Origin of the sequence: Marseilla massiliensis, from assembly GCF_023336985.1 — a bacterium.
In the GTDB taxonomy this organism is placed as follows: domain Bacteria; phylum Bacteroidota; class Bacteroidia; order Bacteroidales; family Bacteroidaceae; genus Prevotella; species Prevotella intestinigallinarum.
In genome coordinates this window covers 15,541-38,949 of record NZ_JAMBLP010000009.1, presented here as the reverse complement: position 1 = coordinate 38,949, position 23,409 = coordinate 15,541, and the positions used below count along the sequence as shown (strand labels likewise).

Sequence of the window (23,409 nt, the reverse complement as noted above, 5' to 3'; positions counted from 1 at the left end):
AGAAGGAATTACACGTAAAAAGGCATTTATCACACTCAAAAAAAAATGAAAAGGTACCTCGTTTCCATATTTATGCTGGTGGTCTCGATGACGGCCGCCATTGCGCAATCATCAATGACCGACCAACAGATAATGGAGTATGTCATCGAAGAGCAGCAAAAAGGGACATCACAGTCGCAAATTGTCACCAAACTGATGCAACGAGGCGTAACCATAGACCAGATAAGGAGCGTCAAAGACAAATATGAGCGCCAGATGAACAACCAAGGCTTGGGCGTAAAAGACATAACCACGACAGGCAAAAACACCGACAGGCTGCGCAAGAACAACGGAAACAAGAAGCAGAGTGCCAACGTTTCACAATACAGGATAAAAGACGGAAACATCAAAGAGCCCGTCAAGAACACGTATGACAGCAACGACCCGGAGTATCTTCTGATGCACAAAGAACTGAGCTCTTTCATGCCTGACTCGACGGAGATATACGACCAGATGTACCTCGAGCAGATGATGAGAGACAGGGAAGACAAGAACAAACGCAAAATATTCGGTCACGACATATTCAACAACAACAACCTGACGTTTGAACCCAACATGAACATTGCCACGCCCCAAGACTACAGGCTCGGCCCGGGCGACGCTGTGTTCATCGACATTTACGGAGCTTCGCAGGGCACCATAGAGAGCACGGTGTCTCCCGACGGCACTGTGACCATAGAGGGCTACGGGCCCGTGAGCGTGAGCGGACTGACCGTGGCAGAAGCAAATGCACGGTTGCGCTCTACGTTAGGCACAAGATACAGCAGCTCTCGGATAACGCTCACCGTCGGGCAGACAAGAACCATAACAATCAACGTGATGGGCGAGGTTGAAACCCCGGGCACATACACCGTCTCGGCCTTTGCCACCGTCTTCCATGCACTGTATATGGCGGGCGGAATAAACGACATCGGCACGCTGCGCAACATAAAAGTATACAGGCACAACAGGCTTGTCTCCGTGGTTGACATCTACGACTACATTCTCAACGGCAAGCTGAACGGAAACATACGCCTGACTGACAACGATGTCATCGTGGTAGGGCCTTACGACTGCCTGGTCAACATAGCCGGCAAAGTGAAGCGCCCAATGTTTTATGAAATGAAAAAGAACGAGAGCCTGGGCTCGCTTTTAAAGTATGCAGGCGGCTTCACCGGCAACGCATACAGGAAATCTGTAAAGGTGATACGCAAGGCAGGGCAGAAATACTCGATATACGATGTTGACGAATTTGACATAAACTCGTTCAAGATGAATGACGAAGACTCTGTGAATGTAGACTCCGTCATACCCCGATACTCGAACATGGTAGAGATAAAAGGAGCTGTGTTCCGCCCGGGCATGTATCAGGTGGGTGGCGGCATTTCCACGGTGCGCTCGCTCATTGAGCATGCCGAAGGCGTGACCGAGGACGCATTCACAGCCCGCGCCGTCATGCACCGCATGAAACCCGACCGGACGCTCGAAGTGCTGTCGGTTGACGTGGCTGGAATCATGGCCGGCAAAGAGCCCGACATCCCCCTGAGAAACGAGGATGTGCTGTACATACCGAGCAAGAAAGAACTGCAGGAGGAAAGGATAATCACAATACACGGTGAGGTCATGTACCCCGGCACTTACCAGTATGCCGACAACGAAACCCTTGAGGATTTCGTTCTGCAAGCCGGAGGACTGAAGAACACGGCTTCGGTAATGAAAGTCGACGTGTCGCGCCGGATATTCAACCCCAAGGCCACCAGCGTGTCGGACACCATAGCCCGCACATTCTCCTTCTCTCTGAAAGACGGCTTCGTGATTGACGGTGAGCCCGGATTTGTGCTACAGCCCTTCGACGAGGTGTACGTTCGCGCCATACCCGGCTACACCGAACAGAAGAACGTATCGATTGAAGGCGAAGTGCTGTACAGCGGAACATATACGCTGGCAAAGAAAAGCCAACGCCTGAGCGAAGTGATCAAGCAGGCCGGCGGACTAACCAACACGGCATACCCGGAAGGGGCGCGCCTGGTGCGAACCATCACGCCAGAGGAACGCATGAGGATGGAGAACGTTATCAAGATGGCACGGGCGCAAAGCGGCAAGGGTGACACCATCGATACAAAAAAGCTTGACTTGGGAGAGACCTATGCTGTCGGCATCAACCTCGACATGGCAATGGAGCATCCGGGAAGCAATTACGATATCGTTTTGCGCGAAGGCGACCGCATCATTGTGCCTGAATACTCGGGGACGGTGAAGATAAGCGGCGACGTGATGTATCCGAATACGGTTGCCTTCCGCGATGGCGAAAACCTAAAGTACTACATCGACCAAGCCGGTGGATGGGGCAACAATGCCAAGAAAAGCCAGACATACATCATATACATGAATGGTACGATAGCCAAGGCAAGCCGGAAAAACAAGCCAATGCCCGGCTGTGAGATAGTGGTGCCCAGCAAACCCGAGGCAAAGAAGCTCACCGTGGCAGAAATGGTGGCCATCGGTTCGGGCACAGCATCTGTGGCAACGATGATAGCAACAATAGCCAACTTGATAAAGAATTAGGATAATGATGCGCATGATGCGGCTATGGCGCAACGACAGCGGAATGCGCCATGCCGCCGTGCACACATCCGACTGTATCACGCCTAAATAAAGAACAATATGACAAATGACAAGGAAACAATAGACCTGAGGGTGATAATAAAAAAGCTCTTCAGCAAAAAAAGGCTGTTCGTAAAGACATTGGCATGGGCTTTTTGTCTGTCATGCATCTGGATATTGCCACAACCACGATACTACACCACTTCTGTAACACTGGCCCCCGAGATGGAAAGCGCCCCGAGCGGTGGGTCACTAAGCTCGCTGGCATCGTCTTTCGGATTGAACCTGGGCAACATGGTGTCGTCTGACGCCATCTACCCGACGTTGTATCCCGACGTGATGGAGTCGTCGAATTTCATCGTGGGACTGTTCAATGTCAAAGTAAAAAACGAAGACGGCGACCTGACCACGGATTATTACACATACCTCAAAGACCACCAGAAGATATCAATCTACAGCGTCCCGTTCGTATGGCTCAAGGGCATGCTGGCCGAAATGTTCCCCGACGACGACAATACCGACGGACTGGCAGGCAAGGCAAATGGCACTGTCGACCAATTCTGCCTGACAAAGAAACAAAACTCGATTGTGGACATGATCAGGAAGAATATAACATGCTCTGTGGACAAAAAAACGGATGTGATAACAATAACCGTACAAGACCAAGACAAGCTGATATGCGCCACTATGGCCGACACGGCACGCGTGAAATTGCAGGACTTCATAATAGAATACAGGACAAGGAAAGCCAAGACCGACCTTGATTATTACACAAAGCTGACCAACGAAGCCAAGAAGGAATATGAAGATGCCCGCAAGAAGTATTCAGACTTTGCAGACTCTAACACAAACCTGTCGCTGGCCAGTTACAAGTCGAAGGAAGAAGACCTTGAAAATGACATGCAAATAAAGTATAACACATACACGACAATGAACACGCAGATGCAGATGGCCAAGGCCAAAGTGCAAGAACGCACACCGGCATTCACCATACTGCAGGGCTCGTCGGTGCCACATAAGCCTGCCGGGCCCAAAAGAATGCTGTTTGTATTTGCAATGATGTTTGTTACTTTCGTCGGAACCATCATCTATATTCTTAAGGACGACTTCATCAATCAGCTGAAAAACAAGAACGCACAAGGATAGAGCAAACAAGCAATAGTAGATGGAACCGGCAAAACGCATCATAATAAACACAATTGCCCAATATACAAAAGCAATAATCAACATCTGCCTGTCGCTATATTCCACACGCCTGATTCTTCACGCACTGAATGTATCGGACTATGGAATATATTCTGTGGTCGGAGGCGTTGTTGCCATGCTCGGCTTCCTCACGAATGCTCTCGTAATAACGACGCAACGCTACATATCCTATTACCATGGCGCAGGCAAGACCGATTATATAAGCAAAATATTCGCGAACAGCCTCTTTCTGCACATCACTATAGGCGTTGTGATAGGAAGTGCCCTGCTTGTATGCAGGCAATGGATTGTCTTTGACGTCCTGAACATTGAAACGGCAAGGCTCCAGGCTGCCGACACCGTATATATAATAACAGTGGCCATGCTCTTCATCACCATCATAACGGCCCCATACAAAGCGCTCTTCATTGCCAGGGAGAACATTGTGTACATATCTGTGGTCGAGATTTTTGATGGAGTACTGAAACTGGTCATCGCCATCTGCATATCTTATATAACCATAGACAGGCTTATAACCTATGCCTGGGCGATGGCCGGGGTGCTAAGCCTGAACCTCATAGCTTATGTGGCTTACGCAAAGTTGCACTTCCAGGAAAGCTGCATAATAATCAAACCAAAGCAGATAGACAGGCAATGCATAAAGCAACTTGTAGGATTCATTGGCTGGACATCATACGGCATGGGGGCCATTGCTTGCAGAAACCAAGGAACAGGAATTATACTCAACCATTTCTTCGGGACGGTAATAAATGCTGCCTACGGCATTTCGTTTCAAGTATATGGCGCAATATCTTTCATCGCAACATCCATTCTCAATGCAATGAACCCGCAAATACTGAAAGCAGAGGGAGGCAACCACAGGGAAGACATGCTCAGGCTGGCCGGCCTTGAAAGCAAGTATTCAACGGCATTCATGGCAATGATATCCATACCAATAATGATTGAGATGCCGGCCATACTCAGTTTCTGGCTGAAAGACGTACCGGACCACACCGCCACATTCTGCAGATTCATTATATTGGCATTCTTATTCGACCAAATTACCATAGGGCTCAATGTGGCCAACCAGGCGTTGGGCAAAATAAAGACATACACAATAATCACCTTTACGCCCAAGTTGATACTGCTGCCATTCTTCTATCTCATCTTGGCAAACGGTGGAACAATAGCCGCAATAATGTGGACGTATACCATCGTAGAATTAATCGTCGCCTTGATCAGAATACCATATTTGGCCAAGACAGCAGGACTGTCACCGGCATCCTTCATAAAAGAAACAATAGTTCCATTGATACCATTGTGCATCACCCTCACCATCACTGGCGAATTATGTGCAAACGTCATCGACATGCCTTACAGGTTTGTCGTTACCATCGCATTGTGCGTCATCAGCGGAGCGGTATCCGGATGGTATTTTTCCACCAGCGACAAGGAGAAAGAGTTTATTAAGAATTTGCTAAACCAAAGACTTACCACCCGTGCTAAATATTGAAAAACTGTTTTTGATAGAGAAAGAGGCCTTATCAAGCACTTTCTTTTATGCCGGGATGGTCATTGCCTTTTTCGGTTCGCTCAATCCATGGTTTCTGTGGCCGTTAGGTTCATACTACATCATCATATCAGCCATGTTCATAATGATGTCCATGCTGGTTGAAGCCACGTCATCCAATAAGATCTATACCAACACCACATTCCTGCTGCCTGTATTTGCCTTTGCCGTACTGTCATGCTATCAGCTGGTTGTAAACAACGGAAACGTGGGCGGATATATTGCAAACGTGTTCCACATAATAGTATTCCTATCGCTATTCAGGATTGGAACAGACAAGCTAAAAAAGATGATGGACATAATAACAAGGCTAATGACCTTACTGCTTGTCCCGTCAATGCTGTGGTTCTTCTTGTATCTCATCGGTTTTCCTTTGCCAAGCCGAGATGCCGAGTTCAACGACTCTTTCTATACATTCTCCAACTATTACCTCTTTCTACTTGACGACCGTTCGTTGATGAGCATCGTACCTCGCTTCCATTCGGTATTCCTGGAGCCGAGCCACCTTGGTGTTGCCACCAACCTGTTGCTGCTGACACAGTGCGGGAAATGGAGAAAGCCGCAGAACGTGGTACTATTGGTTGCCACAATAATGACATTCTCGCTGGAAGCCTACATACTTCTGATAGTGCTTTTTTTCCTGAGTTACTGGGTGCAAAAAAAGAACTTCATAAAAAAACTTATAGCAACAGTGATAGTGATGGCGGCCTCCATCGCGGCGGCATTCTTCTACAACGGCGGCGACAATGTATTCCACGACCTCATTCTTTTGCGCCTGGAGGTGGACGACGGCGAAATTGCCGGCAACAACAGGGTGACGGCCGACTTCGACTCCGACTATTCGCAATACCTGCAATCATCAGACATACTGTTTGGACGGGAGATGGATTACTCGTTTGGCAATGCCGGCTACAAGGTGTTTTTCTATGAAAACGGACTTGTTGGCATACTGTTGCTCATCGTGTTCTACACCGCCGCATTAATGCACCATAAAAACAAGCGTGCACTGATAGCCGCACTTGCCCTTGCACTGCTCGACTTCATTGCCAGGGCATTCCCCCTTTGGTACAGCAATTTCATACCTGTATATTTCATGGCCATGGCCTTTGAGCTACCAATAACCCTACAAACCAAAAGAGATGAACCATAACAAGATAAATGCCTTATACATATTAAGTTCAACAAACACATTCGGAGGGGCATCCAAAGCCATCACTTCCCTATTGTCGGGACTGATGGCAAAAGGCGTATCGCCAACGGTTGTGCTGCCCGGCAAGGATGGCCTATATGAAGAGTTGGCCAAGATTGGCGCAACAGTATACTATGCCCCGATCCGACCAAACGTTTACCCCAAATGCAAAGGGCTTAAGAACATCATCCTCTACATCCCTCGCCTGCTCTACTGGCATGCGCTCAACGCATACTCATGCAAAAGAATAGCAGGCTACATAAAAGACAAGCACATCGACATCATACATACCAATGTAAGCATAATGGACATTGGGCATGACATTGCAAAGCGCTTCGGCATACCGCACATATTCCATATCAGGGAATATGCCGACAAAGACTTCAACATCAAGTATTTTCCAAGCAAGGAAGCATACCACAGGATGTTCACGTCGACGGGCAACTATTCCATTTGCATAACAAAAGACATCAGGAAGCACCACAAGCTTGAGTCAACGCCGTCTTCACGAGTGATTTACGACGGGGTGTGCCCTATCGGCTCTGTCAAGACCAACAACGCCAAGGAGAGATATTTTCTATATGCCGGCAGAATACAACCGGGCAAGGGACTGCTGCCTTTAGTCAAGGCTTATACAGAATATGTGAGCAAGTCGGGCGGTCCCAACCCGGTACCACTGTATGTGGCAGGAGAGACAACAGACGCCGCTTACTGCCAGAACATAAGGCAGCATATCGCAGCACACGGCATAAACGAACATATCAAGTTTCTCGGGCCACGCACCGACGTCGCCTCGTTGATGCAACACGCATTGGCCATAATAATACCATCTGAATTTGAGGGCTTTGGCTTCTGCATGACAGAAGCCATGTTCAACGGGTGCCTTGTGGTTGGCCACAATACTGGCGGCACAAAAGAACAATTTGACAACGGCGTTGAACTGAGCGGCAAAGAAATAGGGTTGCGCTATGACACGGAAGGGCAACTGACAGACCACCTGTGCAAGATTGCCGGAAGCCAGCAACAAGTCTTCCAAGAAACCATCGCTACAGCAGCCGATGTGGTCAGCAGGCTCTATTCCGTTGAAGTGAGTGTAAACAATGTCTACAACTACTATATTGAAATCTTAAACAATGAGAATAATTAAACGTGCATCCGAGTTTATCGGATGGATATTATCATTCATATTCCCGGCATCGGCCCCCATGCTGTTGAGGGCAACTGTCTCACACGCATACACAGGGTTCTTTAAGCGTCATTTCGCCGCCATAGGCAAAGACACGGTCATAGCCTACAGGGCGGGAAACCTGAAGGGGCTTGACATGATATCTATAGGTGAGCATACAAGAATAAGCGCCGACGCACAACTGACGGCATGGGAAAAGCCGGGCGACAAGCGGCCGTGCGTCAAGATAAGGATTGGAAACAATTGCAACCTAAGAAACGGGATACATATCACGGCAGTAAACGGCATCACCATTGGCGACAACCTGCTGACGGGAACCAACGTGCTCATAACCGACAACTCACACGGGCAGTCGAATGCCAACGACATGCTTGCTGCACCGGAAGACAGGCAGGTGATATCCAAGGGCGAGGTCGTCATAGGCAACAACGTCTGGATAGGCAACAATGTGTGCGTGATGCCCGGTGTACACATCGGCGACGGAGCAATCATAGGCGCAAACAGCATTGTCACCAAAGACATACCCTCTATGTGCGTAGCTGCCGGCATACCTGCCAAGATAATACGCAACAACCAAAACCAATCGATATGAAGCCACGCATCATAGCATTTTACCTGCCCCAATTCCACACCATACCCGAAAACGACAAGTGGTGGGGAAAGGGATTCACCGAATGGGTCAACGTTAGAAAAGCCAAGCCACTATATTCGGAACACCAACAGCCAAAAGTTCCGCTCAACTCTAATTATTACGACCTGACAAACCCGGAGACGCTTAGATGGCAAGCCGGGCTGGCCAACAAATATGGGGTGTACGGCATGTGCATGTATCATTATTGGTTCTGTGGCAAGATGCTGCTGCAAAAACCGGCAGAACTGCTGTTGGCCAATGTAGACATACCCATGCGGTTCTGCTTCTCGTGGGCCAACGAACCGTGGGCCAGGACGTGGGACGGCAAGAACCACGAGATATTGATGCCGCAATCTTACGGCATGGAGCAAGACTGGAAGCAACACTTTGACTACCTGCTGCCGTTTTTCAAAGACGAAAGGTACATCAAGGTCGACGGTTGCCCTATGTTCCTGATATACAAGCCGCAGAGCATTCCTTGCGCCAAGCAAATGATGGACTGCTGGAATGAGCTTGCCGCCGGCAACGGATTCAACGGCATGCACTTTGTAGAGACGCTGAGGGGTAAGCAGACAGACAAGCGCAACCTGCCGTTCAAAGCCAGGGTGGAATTCGAGCCTATACGCACAAACATGCAGCAACCTGCAGCCATACTCAACTATAAGCGCATACGGAGAAGGGTGGTCAAGCTGTTCAATGCGGTTTTCAACACGTCGCACATGCTTAACAAGCCTTTCAGGTTTGACGATGTAGCCCACAGGTCGCTGCAGCTGCAGTCGCCCGTGGGCACCTACGGCGGCGCGTTTGTGGGCTGGGACAACACCGCACGCCGAGGCTTGGCGTCAACAATAGTAGAGCCGCCGGCAAAGCAACAGTTTGAAACCTACCTAAGGGCCAAAGTGAAGCAGACCACATGCACCTACAAAACAAACTATGTATTCATTAATGCTTGGAACGAATGGGCCGAAGGCGCTACGCTCGAACCCGACGAAACGCATGGATATGGATATTTAGAGGCAATATACAATGTCGTTAACGAATATAAATGATATGGCAAGAATAGCGATATACTGTGTGACGTATAATTCGTATGAATGCGTAGACAAGTTTGTACGATCGGTGGTCGACGCCGCCCAAACGCAGGCCACTCCTACCGATGTGACCGTATACATTGCTGACAACACAGCCGAAGACATAAAGCCCATAAGCACGAAGGCCGAAGGCATCAGGGTCGTTGTTTTTCCTTTCCACAAAAACATTGGCTATTTTGGAGCGATAAACAGAATGATGTCGGAGACAGACTACAAATCCTACGACTTCGTAATAATAAGCAATGTAGACATCGAGCTGGACAAATGCTCGCTGAATAAACTCGCGAGCGATTATGGCGCCGGCAACAGCGGGCGCATAGGCTGGATTGCCCCCAAGATATATTCGGCTACAGAGCGACGCGACAGGAACCCGAAGATGACCGCACGCTATTCGTTGAAGAAGTTGAAAATGCTTCGCTTCCTGTTCAACCACCCCGTGCTTTACCATCTGTATAGATGCACAGCCTACAGGAGGAAAAAATACCAGAGCCATGAAGCAGGCGAGATATACGGAGGACACGGTTCTTTCATAATACTCACAAAAATGTATTTTGAAAGATGCGGCATCATCAACTACCCGGTATTCCTGTTCGGCGAAGAGATTTACCTGGCTGAGCAATGCCGGCAACAGGGGCTGAAGGTGGTCTACGACCCGACAATCGCTGTGAAAGACACAGAGCACGCATCTACCGGAAACATGCCGTCGCGCTTCTACTGCAACTGCAATGCAAAAGCCTTGGAATACATAATGTCGGCATTCTACTGAATGCCGACATTGCCGTCCAACCGCATTATGCACAGGCTTCGCTCGCCGGGAAACACCGAATCGAAACACAACCACTTGCCGTCTGAGCTGCAACGGGGATGAAGGTCGCACGACCAATGCTTATATATCGTTGGCGAGGCAAACTTCTTGTAACTCCTCACATTGGCCAACAGGCAAACCTCATCGGTTTCAACATTCACTTTGTATATCCGCGCATGCCTGTACTTATCGGGATATGTGTCAACCACAAACTCCTTGTCTGTGACAAAGTGGTGATGCCCGTCGGAGTTCAGCTTCGGATAGCCACACCGCTTGTATCTATCCATGGCGGGCCCATAAAAATAAACATGAGAATCGACATCGTCTATACGGCAGTAAGCTACAATGCCGTTGGCGTTGTTCCAGCAATAGTGCGACACCATGCCGGTTGTAGGCGACACGTACATCTGCTTCTCATGCAGGTCATACACTATCAGCCTGGTCTTGCGCCTCACACCTTTATACCACCTGTGAAGGAAGGCCACATAGCGGCCGTCGTGCGAAAACTCCGTATGCGTCACAAAATGGTGGGCGTCGCCCATGTCTGCCTCATGCCGGAAAGCGGCAAGCTCTGCCAAGTCGACCAACAGCGTGCGGCTGTTGCCCTCAAGGTCAACAAGGAACAGGCCGGTCGACGCCGGGGCCAGCTCGCCCAGAAACGAGTCGGCGTCGCCATACACGTAGCCATAACCCGGCATAAACTGCTGCAGGCGCTCGTAGCTGAACGATGTCGCAAAACGTCCGTCGGGGCTTACCGAGTCGATGGGCCAGTCAATCCGGCGGCTTTCTCTGCTTGCCACATCCACCATCTCCGACTTCACACGGCTTCCGTCGGCAACATTGTAAATGCACCTGCCACGCCCGGCCCACTGAAGCCGGCACCCCTTGTGGTAATTCCACGCACGTGTCTCGCCTATCTTTGTCCATTCGCCGAAATCGGGCCCGGCCCACATCCCCACTTCCAGTACATCGTCTTTTGTAGGCATGCGCAAGGGTATGGTAAGCCTGTTGGACAGCACACACTTGTCGTCGGCACTGAAGGGGTCGAGGTCGTGGAATCCGAAGAAGCAGTTCTTCCTGACTATAGGCTGCGAAACGAAGTCGGAGTCATAATTGGGCAGTATGTCGTAAAAGCCCTGGTATATGTTCCTCACCGCATTCTTTACAACATAATTGTTCTTTACCAGCCTATATACAAAAGATTCTATCTTGTTCATATCATAAAGCGTTATTAATATTACAACGACCAAACAATGCGGTTTATTATTCCGCGGAATGCAAAGTGTTGCACCCTCACGGACATGCACAATCGCACGAAGCGCCGTATCGTTACATTTTCTTCAAGTAAAGCCTCAACTTGTCTGAAAGCAGAATCATTGTCCCGCCGTCAAGATGCTGCACATAAAAATGCTCGCCCAGCTTGTTGATGCCGTAGGGCCGCAACACGCCCACATCTTCTACGGCCGGGTCTGAGTTCGGTCTGTCGTAAAAGAATGTCCTGGTTACGAAAAGCGAATCGCCGGGACGTTCAAAATAGGATATCAACTCGTCACACCTGCCGTCTGCATCACGATGGCTGAGCAGGTTGCCCTGGAACGACCAAAACAGCCGCTCGTCCGACAAATTCAATACTCCGCCGGTATCTACAGTGTCGACAGCGACAAGATGCCAGAAGCCATCGAGGTCGCCATTTCCCGAAGTCTCAAGTGTACACGCCCCCATCACCGACGCCATGACGGCAACCAGCCCCAAGGTCTTTATTCTGTCTTTCATTTCCATATTGTTTATCATAGCCCGAGCAACCCTGTTTTCCTGACAGTAAGCTGGAATCCATAGTTATTGCCCAATATGCTGCCGAAGTCCATGCCATAGCCACACGTCACGCCAAAACCGCCGAGCGTCTTCCCCTTGAAGTCGTATGTTGCCTCAACCAGGAAGCTGGTGTTGTGCCTGGGTTCGGTGTAAGGATCGCGGTATGTGCCCAATCCTTCCTGCCATGTCAGCAGAAGCCGGTAGCCCAGGTTGGCGAGCGGGCGCCCGCCTATGCCCAGGTGGAAAGCATAAAAACGGTTGTTCTTTACTCCGATGGTGCCATCGTCGTTGTATATGGGAGACTGGTATAACGGGTTACCCATTACCTGTCCCCAATGTTGCCACCCCGTATACAAGCTGTGATTGTAGTAGTCGTCAAGCCCGCCGATATGCTCGCTCATCGACGGAGTGCGGTCGTGATACACCGGTCCGCTCTGATATTTTGAATATAAGTATTCAAAAACAATGTCACGCAACAGTGTTCCGTGCTTCAGGTTCAATTCCGCCCCCAGCATGATGTCTTTCAGATAATATAGGAAATAGCGGTTGTCTTGCCTTACATTCCAGTTGTCGCCCTGCCCATATCCATTGTAGTCAAGGAAAAACATTTGCGAATGGTCCTCGAAGAAATGGTCGGCATACAGCCCCAGGCGCCATTTGTCGGCATCATAACTGACGCGCATCACCCAGCTGCCGAGCATGTCGCCGGCAACATTCCTGTATATGTCCTCGTTGGCTTCGGCACCTCCGGGTATAAAAACATTCCAATAATCCTTCAGGCTTGTGCCCCCATGAAACACTTCCATGCCGCCCTCGCCATCCGGACGATACATGGTCCCGCCGAAGAGCGAGGCCATCTCAAGGCCCATCTCTATCACTACCGGAAAGCCCTTCGACGCGTTTCCTATGCGCAAATAGCCTGCCTTGCTATGGTAAAGCACATCGTCGGCATACTTTTTCTCACGTGAAGTAAACTCGTGCTGCCACCCGTCGTCGGTCATCCTGCCAAATGCCACATGGCCTTTTATGCCAACCCAGCCTTTGGTAAAAGGTATGTCCCAATATTCCGGCAGCGCTATCCTTGCCTGGGGCACAGGCCGGGCATTGATGCCAAGCGTCTGCGAGCCGCTGCTCAGGCTGTTGTTTTTCAGTTCCATGGGCCATTCCTTGCTGCCAACCGTCAGCACTCCCTTTAGCCACCTCACCTCTGCGAAAGCCTGCTGCACGATAAACGAACTTGTGTAATTATAAGCTGCAGCCAAGTCGACGCCATAGCCTATCCCCCACTTCCTTGCCGAATCGACAGCAAGCGGACGCTCTACCGCCGCACGCACATATCCGTTTGATGAGGATAAAGAGCTAAGCCCGAACTTATTGGCGTTGAGCCACAATGGCGTATGGCCGTCTGAGAGCGATGTCTGCAGCTCTGCCTTGTATTGCAACCCGTCCAACCACTCGATGCCGTTGGCACGCAAATGCTGTGACGCGAGGCCGCACACCATTAAAACAAGCAACTTACGATACATTGACCTACAATATTAGTATGATAGAATATAAACGCAAAAACAATACTTTTATTATGCCGGTGCCGACAAATACGGCCCGGCATGCTTATATTGGCACCTGCAAACGCCACACCATTTGCCCTGCGCGCCCGCCGACAGGCACCCACTGCCACCAACTGTCTAACGAAATGTCAGCGGCAATGGCTGCGCACGGCAACCATCTGACTTACAATGGGTTGCAAAACGTGACATATCCACTCCCCAAACAGGCTGTATCGCACTCCGAAACGGGCCGTATCGCAGCGCCAAACGGCAGGTTTTGCGCCACAACCGGGAACATACGGAAAACGGAGCCTACAGCGGCCGTCTTGTCTTGGCGTCTGAATGCACGGGCTTTATGCCTTTATCCGAATAAACATGCAACCATGCCAAGGCCCGGCTAACGGCGAAATGCCAACAACAAAGGCTTTGCCAAATTTTCAACCTTTTGTTGGCTCGGTACAAAAAAAATAACTAACTTTGCAGCAAAAATAAGCCAGTCGAATGAAAACAGACCTTGTTTCAGTCATTATGCCCACCTATAACACAGGAAGCATCTTGACGGAGAGCATTGACAGCATCCTCAACCAAACATACAAGAATCTGGAGCTCATCATTACAGACGACAAGTCTGATGATGAGACCACATTGGCCATCTTAAGGTCGTACATGCTTAAAGACGAGAGGGTGAAGGTGTTCTTTCTCGACGAGAACAAGGGCACTGGCTATGCAAGAAACAACTCCATAAAGAACGCACAGGGCCAATACATCGCATTCTGCGACAGCGACGACAAGTGGTTTCCCGACAAACTCGAAAGGCAGGTCAGCTTCCTGAAACAAAAAGGAGGCTGCCTCACCTACTCTTCATACATCCTGTGCGACCAGCACAACAACGAGAAAGGCATTGTCATATCTCCCAAGAAAGTCACCTTCGGCATGATGAAGCGCGACAACAAGATTGGTTGCCTCACACTGCTTTACGACACACAGCAATACGGAAAGTTTTATTTCCCCCTCTTGCGCAAGCGCCAGGACTGGGCCCTGCTGCTAACCATACTTAAGAAATGCACTGTAGCTTATGGCATACAAAAGCCATTGGCGTCATACCGCATACGGCAAGACTCGCTTTCGCGCAACAAAATATCACTGATTAAATACAATTTAAATGTATACAACAAGATTCTGGGTTATTCACACGCCAAGTCTTGCCTCTATTTCTTCCTCGTTTTCCTGCCTTGCTATTTCGTGAAGGTAACCAAAGTAAAAGCCACGAGCAACCGGTATATGAAAACCAAGCGCCCAATATGACGTGAGGCGGCAGCGCAACGGCCCGATTACATTTGTTGCGCCATGTTTGCGGCTGCACAATGGCTAAAATAAATTAATTTAATTTTTTCAACATTAATAAGCAATATTATCACGCTCGCGACGTTCTTTATTACAAGAAAAGAGCAAAATCAACAAGCAGAGACAAACATTCGCAATGGGAGATTACATAAAACGCATCCTGGACTTCATCATAGCGGCCATATCCATCATAGTCTTCTCACCTCTATTCTTAATTTGCTTCATCGCAATTAGAATGGAAGACGGCGGACCTGCAACATTCAGCCAAGAGCGAATAGGCAAAGGGGGCAAGCCGTTCATGATCTACAAATTCAGAAGCATGAGGGTTGACGCCGAGAAAGACGGGCCGGCTCTTTGCCAAAATGAAAACGACAACAGGCTTACCAAAGTGGGGAAGTTCTTGCGAGCACACCATCTTGACGAACTGCCACAATTGTGGAATGTGCTGAAAGGCGACATGTCTTTCATAGGCTACCGCCCTGAGCGAAAATATTTCATAGACAAAATAATGGAGCACGACACGCGATATGAACTGCTCTACAAGATCAGGCCGGGAGTGACATCATACGCCACGCTGTATAACGGATATACCGACACCATGGAGAAAATGCTCAAACGTCTCGAGCTCGACCTCTATTACCTCGAGCACCATTCGCTGCGAATGGACTTCACCATACTGGTGAAAACGTTTGTAAGCATAGTCTTCGGCAAGAAATTCTAGACAGAAAACATTTTCCATTAGGGATTCCCCCTGTAACGCTTAGGGGAAATCCCTTGTTTTTTTCAGCATTTTCTTCTTACTTTGCACCATGGAAGAACAGGTTGTCCATGGTGGAAAACTTCACACGGCATACCGTTCGTTCCTATCAGGCAACATGATTTACGAATTAAACACGTCAGGACATGAAAAAGTTAATAATGACTCTCATAGCAATGCTCTGCATCACAGCCTCGACAAAGGCCATGAGTTATGAGCAGGCACGTCGCGAAGCCTACTTCCTTACCGACAAGATGGCTTACGAACTCAACCTAACTCCCGACCAGTATGACGCCGCCTACGAAATAAACCTCGACTACCTCATGGGCGTTGCAACTGTAGACGACGTATACAGCGACTACTGGCGCAGGCGAAACCTCGACATGAGCTACATCCTGCTGCAATGGCAATGGGATGCCTTCTGCGCTGCAACCTATTTCTACCGCCCACTGTACTGGTCTGACGGCTTCTGGCACTTTGCCATCTATGCGCGCTATCCCAGGCGGAACTACTTCTACTTCAGCCGGCCCACCATTTATATATCATACCGGGGAGGACACAGCTGGAGAAGCAACGGCGGACGAAGTTATTACCACGCTCACCGCGACCACTACCACAATTCGGCTCATCGCGGCGGAATGCGCGACAGCTGGGACAGGGGTGACTTCAGGGGCAAGCGTGCCGGAGGCAACAGTTCGACCCGCGTCACAGTGAATAACGGCAACGACAACAACCGATTCGGCAACAGCCGCCGCAGCGGTTCGTTCAGAGACAGCAGGACAAACACCACTGCCAACCGCCCTTCTTCTAATGGCACATTCCGCATTGGCGACAACTCAAGCAAGTCGAACACGTTCAACGCCAACAAAGTAAGCACCGGAAGCTCGGGGTTCCGCAGGCCGGACGTCACAACAACCACACGGCAGCCCAACTCAACGATGCGCACTACGACATTCGGCGGAGCCAGGAACAGCGGGTCGTTCAGCAACACGAGGCGCAACAACACGTCGACAACAAATACAATAAGAAGCAATACGCCTTCAAGCAACTTCCGCAGCTCGAGGCCTTCAAGCAGCATGCAAAGCGGCTCTTTCCGCTCTACACGTGGCAACTCCGGCGCATCTACGCGAAGCGCAGGCACGCGCCAAGGCGCCACAAGCTCCGGCAACGGATTCAGCGGACGGCGATAGAGCACGGCGAACTTCAATAAAAACATCTGGCAAACAGCCCTATGCACCATGGCATTAATTGCCTGTTGCAACCCCAACGGTTGAGACACACGATTGCATAAGGCTGTTTGCACGTTTCATTAGAGCATACAAACAAGAACATCGAGGCATGAGAATAGACCACATTGCGATTTGGGCAGCAGACATCGAAAGGCTCAAGGCATTTTATACAAGATACTTTCACTTGGCATGCGGCGACAAATACATCAACCCGACGAAGAGATTTACATCTTACTTCTTGTCTTTTGGCGATGGCACTACGCGCATAGAACTAATGCACACACCCGGCAGGTATGTCAAAGAACAGGGCTGTGGCATGGCTGGCCTCGCCCATTTTTCAATCTCCGTGGGCAGCAAAGAAGCGGTAGACGAATTAACCGAAAGGCTGAGAAACGACGGATACGCCATACTGAGCAACCCAAGGACCACGGGCGACGGATACTATGAGAGCACCGTGGCCGACCCGGAAGGCAACTGCATAGAGATTTCAGAATAAACGCCAGACCCAGTTGCAAGCCATGCAAGGGCACCAAATGAAAGCAAGTTTGTTTATCCCTCATATTGAAGTTTGCAAAATAGCGAACGCACAATTACGCAGTTTTTTCGTAACTTTGCATCATGATAATAATAATTACGCTCTTGGCGTATTTCGCCGCGCTCTTTGCCGTAAGCAGGGTAACCGGACGGAGGGCAACAAACAACACTTTCTACCGGGCCGACCGACGTTCGCCATGGTACATGGTAGCGTTCGGCATGGTTGGGGCATCCATATCTGGCGTCACCTACGTGTCTGTTCCGGGCATGGTCACAACGTCTGGCATGACCTACCTTCAGACATGCCTCGGGTTCATACCCGGCTACTTCATTGTGGCATTCATACTGCTGCCGCTCTATTACCGGCTCAACCTGACCACGATATATTCATATCTCGAATCGCGCATAGGCAAGATGGCCTACAAGACCGGGGCCTGGTATTTCCTGCTTTCAAAGATTCTGGGTGCCTCGTTGCGGTTTTATGTGGTATGTCTCATCGTCCAGGCATTCGTGTGCGACGACTTTGGCATACCATTCTTTGCCACGGCATCGTGCATGGTGGCCCTGATATGGCTGTACACACACCGCGGAGGCATCAAGACCTTGGTCTGGACAGACTCGTTCCAGACCGTTTGCCTTTTCACGTCACTAATGCTTATCATAGCCAATGTTGCCTCATCAATGGACATGAACATGGGCGAGGCGGCACGCTCAGTGGCCCTCGACCCCATGAGCCGCATATTTGTGTTTGACGACTGGATGTCGACACAGAACTTCTGGAAGCAATTTGTAAGCGGTGCTTTCATCGTTGTCGTGATGACGGGGCTAGACCAAGACATGATGCAAAAGAACCTGACGTGCAAGACTTTGCGCGAGGCGCAGAAAGACATGTGTACCTATGGCTTCGCTTTCTTCCCCGCCAACCTTCTTTTCCTGGCCTTGGGTGTGTTGCTTGTGCAATTGGCTTCACAGAAGGGAGTGCCACTGCCGGCAAACGGCGACGAGCTCCTGCCCATGTTTGCGGCCACCGGCCAGCTCGGCACTGCAGTCGTTGTGCTTTTCACCATAGGCATTGTAGCTGCCGCGTTCAGCAGTGCCGACTCGGCACTGACGGCACTGACCACCAGCTTTTGCATCGACATTGCCGGGCGAGGCGGCGACGAACGCCTCAGACGCCGGGCGCACATTGCAGTCTGCGTGGTGTTCATAGCCTTTATCTTGCTTTTCCGCGCAATCAACTCTACCAGCGTGCTCAATGCGATATACACTCTGTGCTCTTACACTTACGGCCCTCTGCTCGGTCTATTTGCCTTTGGCATGCTAACCAAACGGCAGACGCTCGACGCAGCCGTGCCATACATCGCCATCGCATCGCCTCTGGTGTGCCTTGCCATAGACCACTTGGTGCCTGTGCTTACGGGCTACCACTTCGGCTACGAACTCCTGCTGCTCAACGGTGCCCTCACCTTTGCAGGGCTTCTGTGCTTTTCAGGCAGAGGGATGGCAAGGCAGCAACCATAGCCAAAGAGCATAACAACCACTTTAACAACGAACAATGATTAATACAGTTATTCTTGATTTTGACGGAACCATAGGGGACACCTGCGGCCTGATAGTGAGGACAATGCAGCAAACTTTGGACGCAGTCGGGTTGCCCATGCAGTCGGACGCACAATGCGCAGCTATGATTGGCCTGCCGCTGAGGCAGTGTTTCAGCCAGCTGATGCCCATGGACGACGTTACCGCAGCACGGTGTGAGTCGACATACCGTGAGATATTTGCACGCAACAATGCCGACTACAAGGTGCAAGTGTTCCCCAACGTTGTCGAAACAATAAAGCAACTTCACAACTCCGGGATGAAGATATGCATAGCCAGCAGCCGCAGCCGCCATTCGCTGCTGGCTTTCCTTGACGACATGGCCCTCGATGGCTATGTGGAAATCGTGGTGGCAGCTAATGATGTAGAGCACCCAAAGCCGGCTCCCGACATGATAATAAAAATACTTGGTGAAACAGGAAGCAGGGCCGATGAAGCCATCATGGTTGGCGACACGAGGTATGACATTGACATGGGACGCGCAGCCGGTGCCGTTACCTGTGCCGTGACTTACGGCAATGGAAAGATTGAAGAGCTGAGAGAAGCCGACTACCGCATAAGCGACTTTTCGCAACTGGCGGGCATAATAAACAAACTGAACAGCTGAAGGTTGCGACAATCCCCGGGAAAAGGCAGCGCCTTCACATCGCACGATTGCAAAGCGGCCCCACAGACACTCTTGTCTGTGGGGCCGCTTCCATATTTTATACAGCCACGACAGGCTGCCTGCCGTCATGCATTGAGCAAGTAGCGCTCTGCCTCTATGGCAGCCTGGCAACCTGAGCCGGCAGCCGTAATGGCCTGGCGATATACAGGATCGGCCACGTCGCCTGCCACGAATACTCCGGGAACCTTCGTACGCGGCGTACCGTCGATCTTCTTTAGATATCCCACCTCGTCGGTGTCAAGCCATTCACGGAACACTTCGCTGTTCGGGGTATGCCCTATGGCAAGGAAGAAGCCATCGATGCTGATGTCCACCTTCTCTTCGTCGGGCTCGCCCTTGCGCTTTACCAGATGGGCGCCCTCTACCCCGTTTTCGCCAAACAGCCCCAGTGTGTTGTGCTCAAAGAGCACTTCGATGTTCTCGGTTGAAAGCACACGCTCCTGCATAACCTTCGAAGCGCGCAGATAAGGCTTGCGCACTATCATGTACACCTTCTTGGCAAGGCCGGCCAGGTAGAGCGCATCCTCACAGGCAGTGTCGCCGCCTCCCACTACAGCAACAGTCTTCTTGCGGTAGAAAAAGCCGTCGCAAGTGGCACAAGCCGACACACCTTGCCCGTTGTACTTCTTTTCGTCGTCAAGCCCAAGATATTTTGCAGAAGCCCCCGTCGCAATAATCACGGTATCGGCAAGTATCTCATGGCCGTCTTCGGCTGTAAGCCTGTAGGGAGCCTTCGACAAGTCGGCCTTTACGATGGCCCCGTCGCGAATGTCGGTTCCGAAGCTCTCGGCCTGCTCGCGCAAGTCCATCATCATCTGGTTTCCGTCGACCCCTTGCGGGTAACCGGGAAAATTCTCCACCGTTGTGGTCTGGGTCAGCTGTCCGCCGGGTTGGATACCGCAATACTCAACGGGCTTGAGGTTGGCCCGCGCGGCATATATGGCAGCAGTGTACCCCGCCGGTCCACTGCCCACGATTAGGCAACGTACGTGCTCTGTATTCTGTTCCATATACTTGTTTTACGGTTTTTTGGCCTCAGCCGGTTATTTTTTCAGCAGCTCCTCTATCTTGGCGGCAATGTTGTCGATGCTCTCGGTGGGCTCGAAACGCTCTACCACCATGCCCAGCTTGTTTGTCAGGAACTTTGTGAAGTTCCATTTTATGTCGGCCTTCTCCTTGTAGTCAGGGTCTTCCTTCGACAGCATGTCGTCGAGCACCGGGGCCAGCGGATGGCTCATGTCCCAGCCGGCAAAGCCCTTCTGCTCCTTGAGGAACTTGAACAACGGGTCTGCGTCGTCACCGTTTACCTTCACCTTCTTGAACCGTGGGAACTCCGTGCCATAGGTCAGCTTACAGAAACTGTGGATGGCCTCGTCTGTTCCGGGAGCCTGCTGGCCAAACTGATTACACGGGAAATCCAATATCTCAAATCCCTGGCCATGGTATTTCTCGTAGAGTTTCTCCAGTTCCTCATACTGCGGTGTAAATCCGCACTTGGTGGCGGTATTTACAATGAGGAGCACTTCGTTGGAATACTCTTTCAACGATACGTCTTTTCCTTTTCTGTCTTTGACAGAGAAATCATAAACAGTCTTCATTTCTTTATTACAATAGTTTGTGTCATGTTGTTAGGTGACGCAAAAATACTGATTTTCCCGCTCAAAACCAAACTTTGGACAGACAAATTAAGCATTTTATTAATATCAACCCTTTGCGTCTGCCCCACTGCGAGCCCTGAATGAAGCACTCACCTCAGCCCCCAGGCCCTGATTGCATTGTCACTTGATATTGACTCGACACGCCTCTCGGTGTCGTCGGGCAGGTTGCAGAAGAAATCAATCCCGGTGAGCTGCTCCAGTTCGTCTATAGACACGGCATAGTCGCTCAGCTTGTCGGAAGAATGGTCTGCGTTGATGTGCTCGGCCCACAATCCGATGGCCTTGTACGTGTCGCCTTTCTTGCAAAGCAGGGCCATGAAGAAATAGCGAGGAACGATGAGGCCCGACGAGGTATGCCGCATCACTCCCTTGGTAGCCCCATAGTCTTCGATGGTGCCGCCCTTGCAAACATATAGCGTGTCTCTGAATGAGCTTCGGTTCCACGAGCGCACCTGCTCCTCCATCTTTTCCCAAAGCCCGGCGTTGAAGTTGTAGTACTGTGGCTGCATGTTCGACAGGTAGAACGTCTGCCCGTTGGCATCCATGGAGCACAGGCGGTCGGCCGAAGGGCAGATGTGGCCGCGGTTAAATCCCGACCCACGGTAGTCGGATAGCGTGGTACGGCAGTATTCCGGCAGGTCGGGGTCTTCCTGGAACGGGTCGGAATGCCACTGTTTTCCCTGCCATGTGGCATTCTTCCAGTTGTTTCGGTTCCAGTTTGTCACGCTGTTGGCATTGTACATGGCATAGCATGTCCAGCGTTGCGCCCGTTTCTCACAATCCCATTCGACAGAATAGTTGAGCCCGTAACCGTCGGTATAATGCACAACAACCATGCTGTGCCCGTCGTTGCGTACTTTTGGAAACTCAAGCCTTCCGGCTTCGCCAGTCAATATTGTGCTGTTTGCATTGGCATTGCCTGACGCTTCACCCGAACCACCGTTGGCATCGTCGGAGCTGCACGAGGCTGCAGACACCGCCAAGGCAAGAGCCAATGACGCGAAATAATATGTTTTAATCATCAATGGAACAATTGCACGTAAAAAAGGCGCTCCCGGGAATCTGCAACTACACGGGCGCGCCTTTTATATATTAAGGTAGGATGTATCTTATTTCTTAGCAGCCTTACCGTAACGGCTCATGAACTTATCAACACGACCCGCAGTGTCAACGAGCTTGCTCTTGCCGGTATAGAACGGGTGCGAGGTGCTCGAGATTTCCAATTTTACGACCGGGTAAGTCTCGCCTTCAAATTCCACAGTGTCGTTTGTCTTGCACGTAGAACGTGAAAGGAACATATCGCCGTTGGACATATCCTTGAATACGACGGGGCGATAGTTTTCTGGGTGAATACCTTTTTTCATTTTAACTTTAAATTATTGTTTGTTATTGAATATATTCGCTTTGGGCTGCAAAGTTACAAATAAATTTCGGCATACCAAAATTTCAGGCGCCATTTTTTAGTTTTTGCATGCCGGCTATCTGCAATTTGGCCTTACGGCGTCTGGCTGGCTCGCGCTGCCGTTAACATTTTCATGCTTAAATGCAGCGGCAACTCACGTTGTGGCCAACCGCCTGGCATCCAGCCACTTGCAACAGCCATCGTTCGGGCCCACGAAACGGGCCGTTTTGGATTCGGAAACAGGCCATATCGAAGCGCCATACGGCCTGTTTGACTGCCCGATGTGGCATACAAGGAAGGGCTAGAATGTTGATGCTGAATTTAGTTGCATATTTGCAACCACAATCATATTGTACGCATTCATTATTTCTTTTTCCCCGTGCTTTCGCACACTGTTGTCTGGAGTGTACGCCTAAAGGCCCATACAGGGCCACCGACGCCACTGTGCCTCATTTTCTTATGCCGTCACAACGCCCGCCACTACACGCACCACTTGCAGACACCTGGCGCACCATGGCCCGCACAACGGCAATGGCACCGCCGCCACCGCACTCACTGCTCTGCCTGCGCAGGCAGGACGC

At 50.5% G+C, this 23,409-nt stretch carries 21 protein-coding genes; 14 read left to right on the top strand and 7 right to left on the bottom strand.

The features are described from left to right. Nucleotides 1-45 precede the first annotated feature (45 nt). From M3089_RS08190 to M3089_RS08155, 8 genes are all read left to right on the top strand, one after another. On the top strand, nt 46-2,583 hold the full coding sequence (locus tag M3089_RS08190; protein ID WP_249083247.1) for an SLBB domain-containing protein: 2,538 nt from the start codon (nt 46-48) through the stop codon (nt 2,581-2,583). 99 nt (nt 2,584-2,682) lie between these two features. Then, nucleotides 2,683-3,768, top strand: coding sequence for a chain-length determining protein (locus M3089_RS08185; protein ID WP_249083244.1), 1,086 nt, complete (start codon nt 2,683-2,685; stop codon nt 3,766-3,768). Between the two features lie 19 nt (nt 3,769-3,787). Then, nucleotides 3,788-5,320 carry a lipopolysaccharide biosynthesis protein gene (locus tag M3089_RS08180; protein WP_249083242.1) on the top strand — a complete coding sequence of 511 codons (1,533 nt, stop codon included), beginning with the start codon at nt 3,788-3,790 and terminating at the stop codon, nt 5,318-5,320. Nucleotides 5,321-5,330: 10 nt separating this feature from the next. Then, nucleotides 5,331-6,527: a hypothetical protein gene (locus tag M3089_RS08175; protein WP_249083240.1), complete on the top strand. Its 1,197-nt coding sequence runs from the start codon at nt 5,331-5,333 to the stop codon at nt 6,525-6,527. Then, entirely contained in the window at nt 6,517-7,713 is a 1,197-nt protein-coding gene (locus M3089_RS08170; RefSeq protein ID WP_249083239.1) for a glycosyltransferase family 4 protein, read from the top strand. Before M3089_RS08175 ends, M3089_RS08170 begins: the two co-directional genes overlap by 11 nt. Continuing rightward, nucleotides 7,700-8,344: an acyltransferase gene (locus tag M3089_RS15860; protein ID WP_205109375.1), complete on the top strand. Its 645-nt coding sequence runs from the start codon at nt 7,700-7,702 to the stop codon at nt 8,342-8,344. The genes M3089_RS08170 and M3089_RS15860 overlap by 14 nt, the downstream gene beginning before the upstream one ends. Beyond that, nucleotides 8,341-9,432, top strand: coding sequence for a glycosyltransferase WbsX family protein (locus tag M3089_RS08160; protein ID WP_249083237.1), 1,092 nt, complete (start codon nt 8,341-8,343; stop codon nt 9,430-9,432). Before M3089_RS15860 ends, M3089_RS08160 begins: the two co-directional genes overlap by 4 nt. 1 nt (nt 9,433) lies before the next feature. Continuing rightward, nucleotides 9,434-10,240, top strand: a complete 807-nt coding sequence (locus M3089_RS08155; RefSeq protein ID WP_249083235.1) for a glycosyltransferase family 2 protein — start codon at nt 9,434-9,436, stop codon at nt 10,238-10,240. On the opposite strand, the gene M3089_RS08150 is transcribed toward M3089_RS08155, so the two are convergent. From M3089_RS08150 to M3089_RS08140, 3 genes are all read right to left on the bottom strand, one after another. Beyond that, complete coding sequence (locus M3089_RS08150) at nt 10,234-11,496, bottom strand: hypothetical protein (protein ID WP_249083233.1); 1,263 nt, start codon at nt 11,494-11,496, stop codon at nt 10,234-10,236. The two genes, M3089_RS08155 and M3089_RS08150, sit on opposite strands and share 7 nt — an antisense overlap. A gap of 112 nt (nt 11,497-11,608) precedes the next feature. Beyond that, nucleotides 11,609-12,052 carry a lipocalin-like domain-containing protein gene (locus M3089_RS08145; RefSeq protein WP_205109368.1) on the bottom strand — a complete coding sequence of 148 codons (444 nt, stop codon included), beginning with the start codon at nt 12,050-12,052 and terminating at the stop codon, nt 11,609-11,611. 14 nt (nt 12,053-12,066) lie between these two features. After that, a complete protein-coding gene (locus M3089_RS08140; protein ID WP_249083231.1) occupies nt 12,067-13,617 on the bottom strand; it encodes a capsule assembly Wzi family protein in 1,551 nt (516 codons plus the stop codon). Nucleotides 13,618-14,139: 522 nt separating this feature from the next. Here M3089_RS08140 and M3089_RS08135 point away from each other — a divergent pair. The 6 genes from M3089_RS08135 (at nt 14,140) to M3089_RS08110 (ending at nt 19,708) form a co-directional block, all read left to right on the top strand. Further along, nucleotides 14,140-14,943 (top strand): glycosyltransferase family 2 protein, encoded by an 804-nt coding sequence (locus tag M3089_RS08135; RefSeq protein WP_249083230.1) that lies wholly within the window; start codon nt 14,140-14,142, stop codon nt 14,941-14,943. A gap of 175 nt (nt 14,944-15,118) precedes the next feature. Then, a complete protein-coding gene (locus tag M3089_RS08130) occupies nt 15,119-15,703 on the top strand; it encodes a sugar transferase (protein ID WP_205109362.1) in 585 nt (194 codons plus the stop codon). Between the two features lie 182 nt (nt 15,704-15,885). Further along, on the top strand, nt 15,886-16,929 hold the full coding sequence (locus tag M3089_RS08125) for a hypothetical protein (RefSeq protein ID WP_249083228.1): 1,044 nt from the start codon (nt 15,886-15,888) through the stop codon (nt 16,927-16,929). Between the two features lie 148 nt (nt 16,930-17,077). Beyond that, on the top strand, nt 17,078-17,464 hold the full coding sequence (locus M3089_RS08120; RefSeq protein WP_249083226.1) for a VOC family protein: 387 nt from the start codon (nt 17,078-17,080) through the stop codon (nt 17,462-17,464). A 122-nt stretch (nt 17,465-17,586) separates the two neighbouring features. Further along, nucleotides 17,587-19,023, top strand: a complete 1,437-nt coding sequence (locus tag M3089_RS08115) for a sodium:solute symporter (protein ID WP_249083224.1) — start codon at nt 17,587-17,589, stop codon at nt 19,021-19,023. 34 nt (nt 19,024-19,057) lie between these two features. After that, nucleotides 19,058-19,708 (top strand): HAD family hydrolase, encoded by a 651-nt coding sequence (locus M3089_RS08110; RefSeq protein WP_249083222.1) that lies wholly within the window; start codon nt 19,058-19,060, stop codon nt 19,706-19,708. Between the two features lie 125 nt (nt 19,709-19,833). Here the strand turns inward: M3089_RS08110 and trxB are convergent, their stop codons facing one another. The 4 genes from trxB to M3089_RS08090 form a co-directional block, all read right to left on the bottom strand. Further along, entirely contained in the window at nt 19,834-20,778 is a 945-nt protein-coding gene (trxB, locus tag M3089_RS08105) for a thioredoxin-disulfide reductase (protein WP_249083221.1), read from the bottom strand. A 33-nt stretch (nt 20,779-20,811) separates the two neighbouring features. Continuing rightward, on the bottom strand, nt 20,812-21,366 hold the full coding sequence (locus M3089_RS08100; protein WP_249083219.1) for a glutathione peroxidase: 555 nt from the start codon (nt 21,364-21,366) through the stop codon (nt 20,812-20,814). A 149-nt stretch (nt 21,367-21,515) separates the two neighbouring features. Beyond that, entirely contained in the window at nt 21,516-22,448 is a 933-nt protein-coding gene (locus M3089_RS08095; RefSeq protein WP_249083217.1) for a DNA/RNA non-specific endonuclease, read from the bottom strand. Between the two features lie 87 nt (nt 22,449-22,535). Further along, a complete protein-coding gene (locus tag M3089_RS08090; protein WP_205109347.1) occupies nt 22,536-22,790 on the bottom strand; it encodes a type B 50S ribosomal protein L31 in 255 nt (84 codons plus the stop codon). Nucleotides 22,791-23,409 lie beyond the last annotated feature (619 nt).

Bases quoted from the DNA above. Each gene is read 5' to 3' on its own strand.
- M3089_RS08090 (WP_205109347.1), bottom strand. From the start codon at position 22,790: ATGAAAAAAGGTATTCACCCAGAAAACTATCGCCCCGTCGTATTCAAG.
- M3089_RS08155 (WP_249083235.1), top strand. From the start codon at position 9,434: ATGGCAAGAATAGCGATATACTGTGTGACGTATAATTCGTATGAATGC.
- M3089_RS08095 (WP_249083217.1), bottom strand. From the start codon at position 22,448: ATGATTAAAACATATTATTTCGCGTCATTGGCTCTTGCCTTGGCGGTG.
- M3089_RS08190 (WP_249083247.1), top strand. From the start codon at position 46: ATGAAAAGGTACCTCGTTTCCATATTTATGCTGGTGGTCTCGATGACG.
- M3089_RS08140 (WP_249083231.1), bottom strand. From the start codon at position 13,617: ATGTATCGTAAGTTGCTTGTTTTAATGGTGTGCGGCCTCGCGTCACAG.
- M3089_RS08160 (WP_249083237.1), top strand. From the start codon at position 8,341: ATGAAGCCACGCATCATAGCATTTTACCTGCCCCAATTCCACACCATA.
- M3089_RS08170 (WP_249083239.1), top strand. From the start codon at position 6,517: ATGAACCATAACAAGATAAATGCCTTATACATATTAAGTTCAACAAAC.
- M3089_RS08130 (WP_205109362.1), top strand. From the start codon at position 15,119: ATGGGAGATTACATAAAACGCATCCTGGACTTCATCATAGCGGCCATA.
- M3089_RS15860 (WP_205109375.1), top strand. From the start codon at position 7,700: ATGAGAATAATTAAACGTGCATCCGAGTTTATCGGATGGATATTATCA.
- M3089_RS08145 (WP_205109368.1), bottom strand. From the start codon at position 12,052: ATGAAAGACAGAATAAAGACCTTGGGGCTGGTTGCCGTCATGGCGTCG.
- M3089_RS08120 (WP_249083226.1), top strand. From the start codon at position 17,078: ATGAGAATAGACCACATTGCGATTTGGGCAGCAGACATCGAAAGGCTC.
- M3089_RS08125 (WP_249083228.1), top strand. From the start codon at position 15,886: ATGAAAAAGTTAATAATGACTCTCATAGCAATGCTCTGCATCACAGCC.
- M3089_RS08185 (WP_249083244.1), top strand. From the start codon at position 2,683: ATGACAAATGACAAGGAAACAATAGACCTGAGGGTGATAATAAAAAAG.
- M3089_RS08180 (WP_249083242.1), top strand. From the start codon at position 3,788: ATGGAACCGGCAAAACGCATCATAATAAACACAATTGCCCAATATACA.
- M3089_RS08115 (WP_249083224.1), top strand. From the start codon at position 17,587: ATGATAATAATAATTACGCTCTTGGCGTATTTCGCCGCGCTCTTTGCC.
- M3089_RS08150 (WP_249083233.1), bottom strand. From the start codon at position 11,496: ATGAACAAGATAGAATCTTTTGTATATAGGCTGGTAAAGAACAATTAT.
- trxB (WP_249083221.1), bottom strand. From the start codon at position 20,778: ATGGAACAGAATACAGAGCACGTACGTTGCCTAATCGTGGGCAGTGGA.
- M3089_RS08135 (WP_249083230.1), top strand. From the start codon at position 14,140: ATGAAAACAGACCTTGTTTCAGTCATTATGCCCACCTATAACACAGGA.
- M3089_RS08110 (WP_249083222.1), top strand. From the start codon at position 19,058: ATGATTAATACAGTTATTCTTGATTTTGACGGAACCATAGGGGACACC.
- M3089_RS08100 (WP_249083219.1), bottom strand. From the start codon at position 21,366: ATGAAGACTGTTTATGATTTCTCTGTCAAAGACAGAAAAGGAAAAGAC.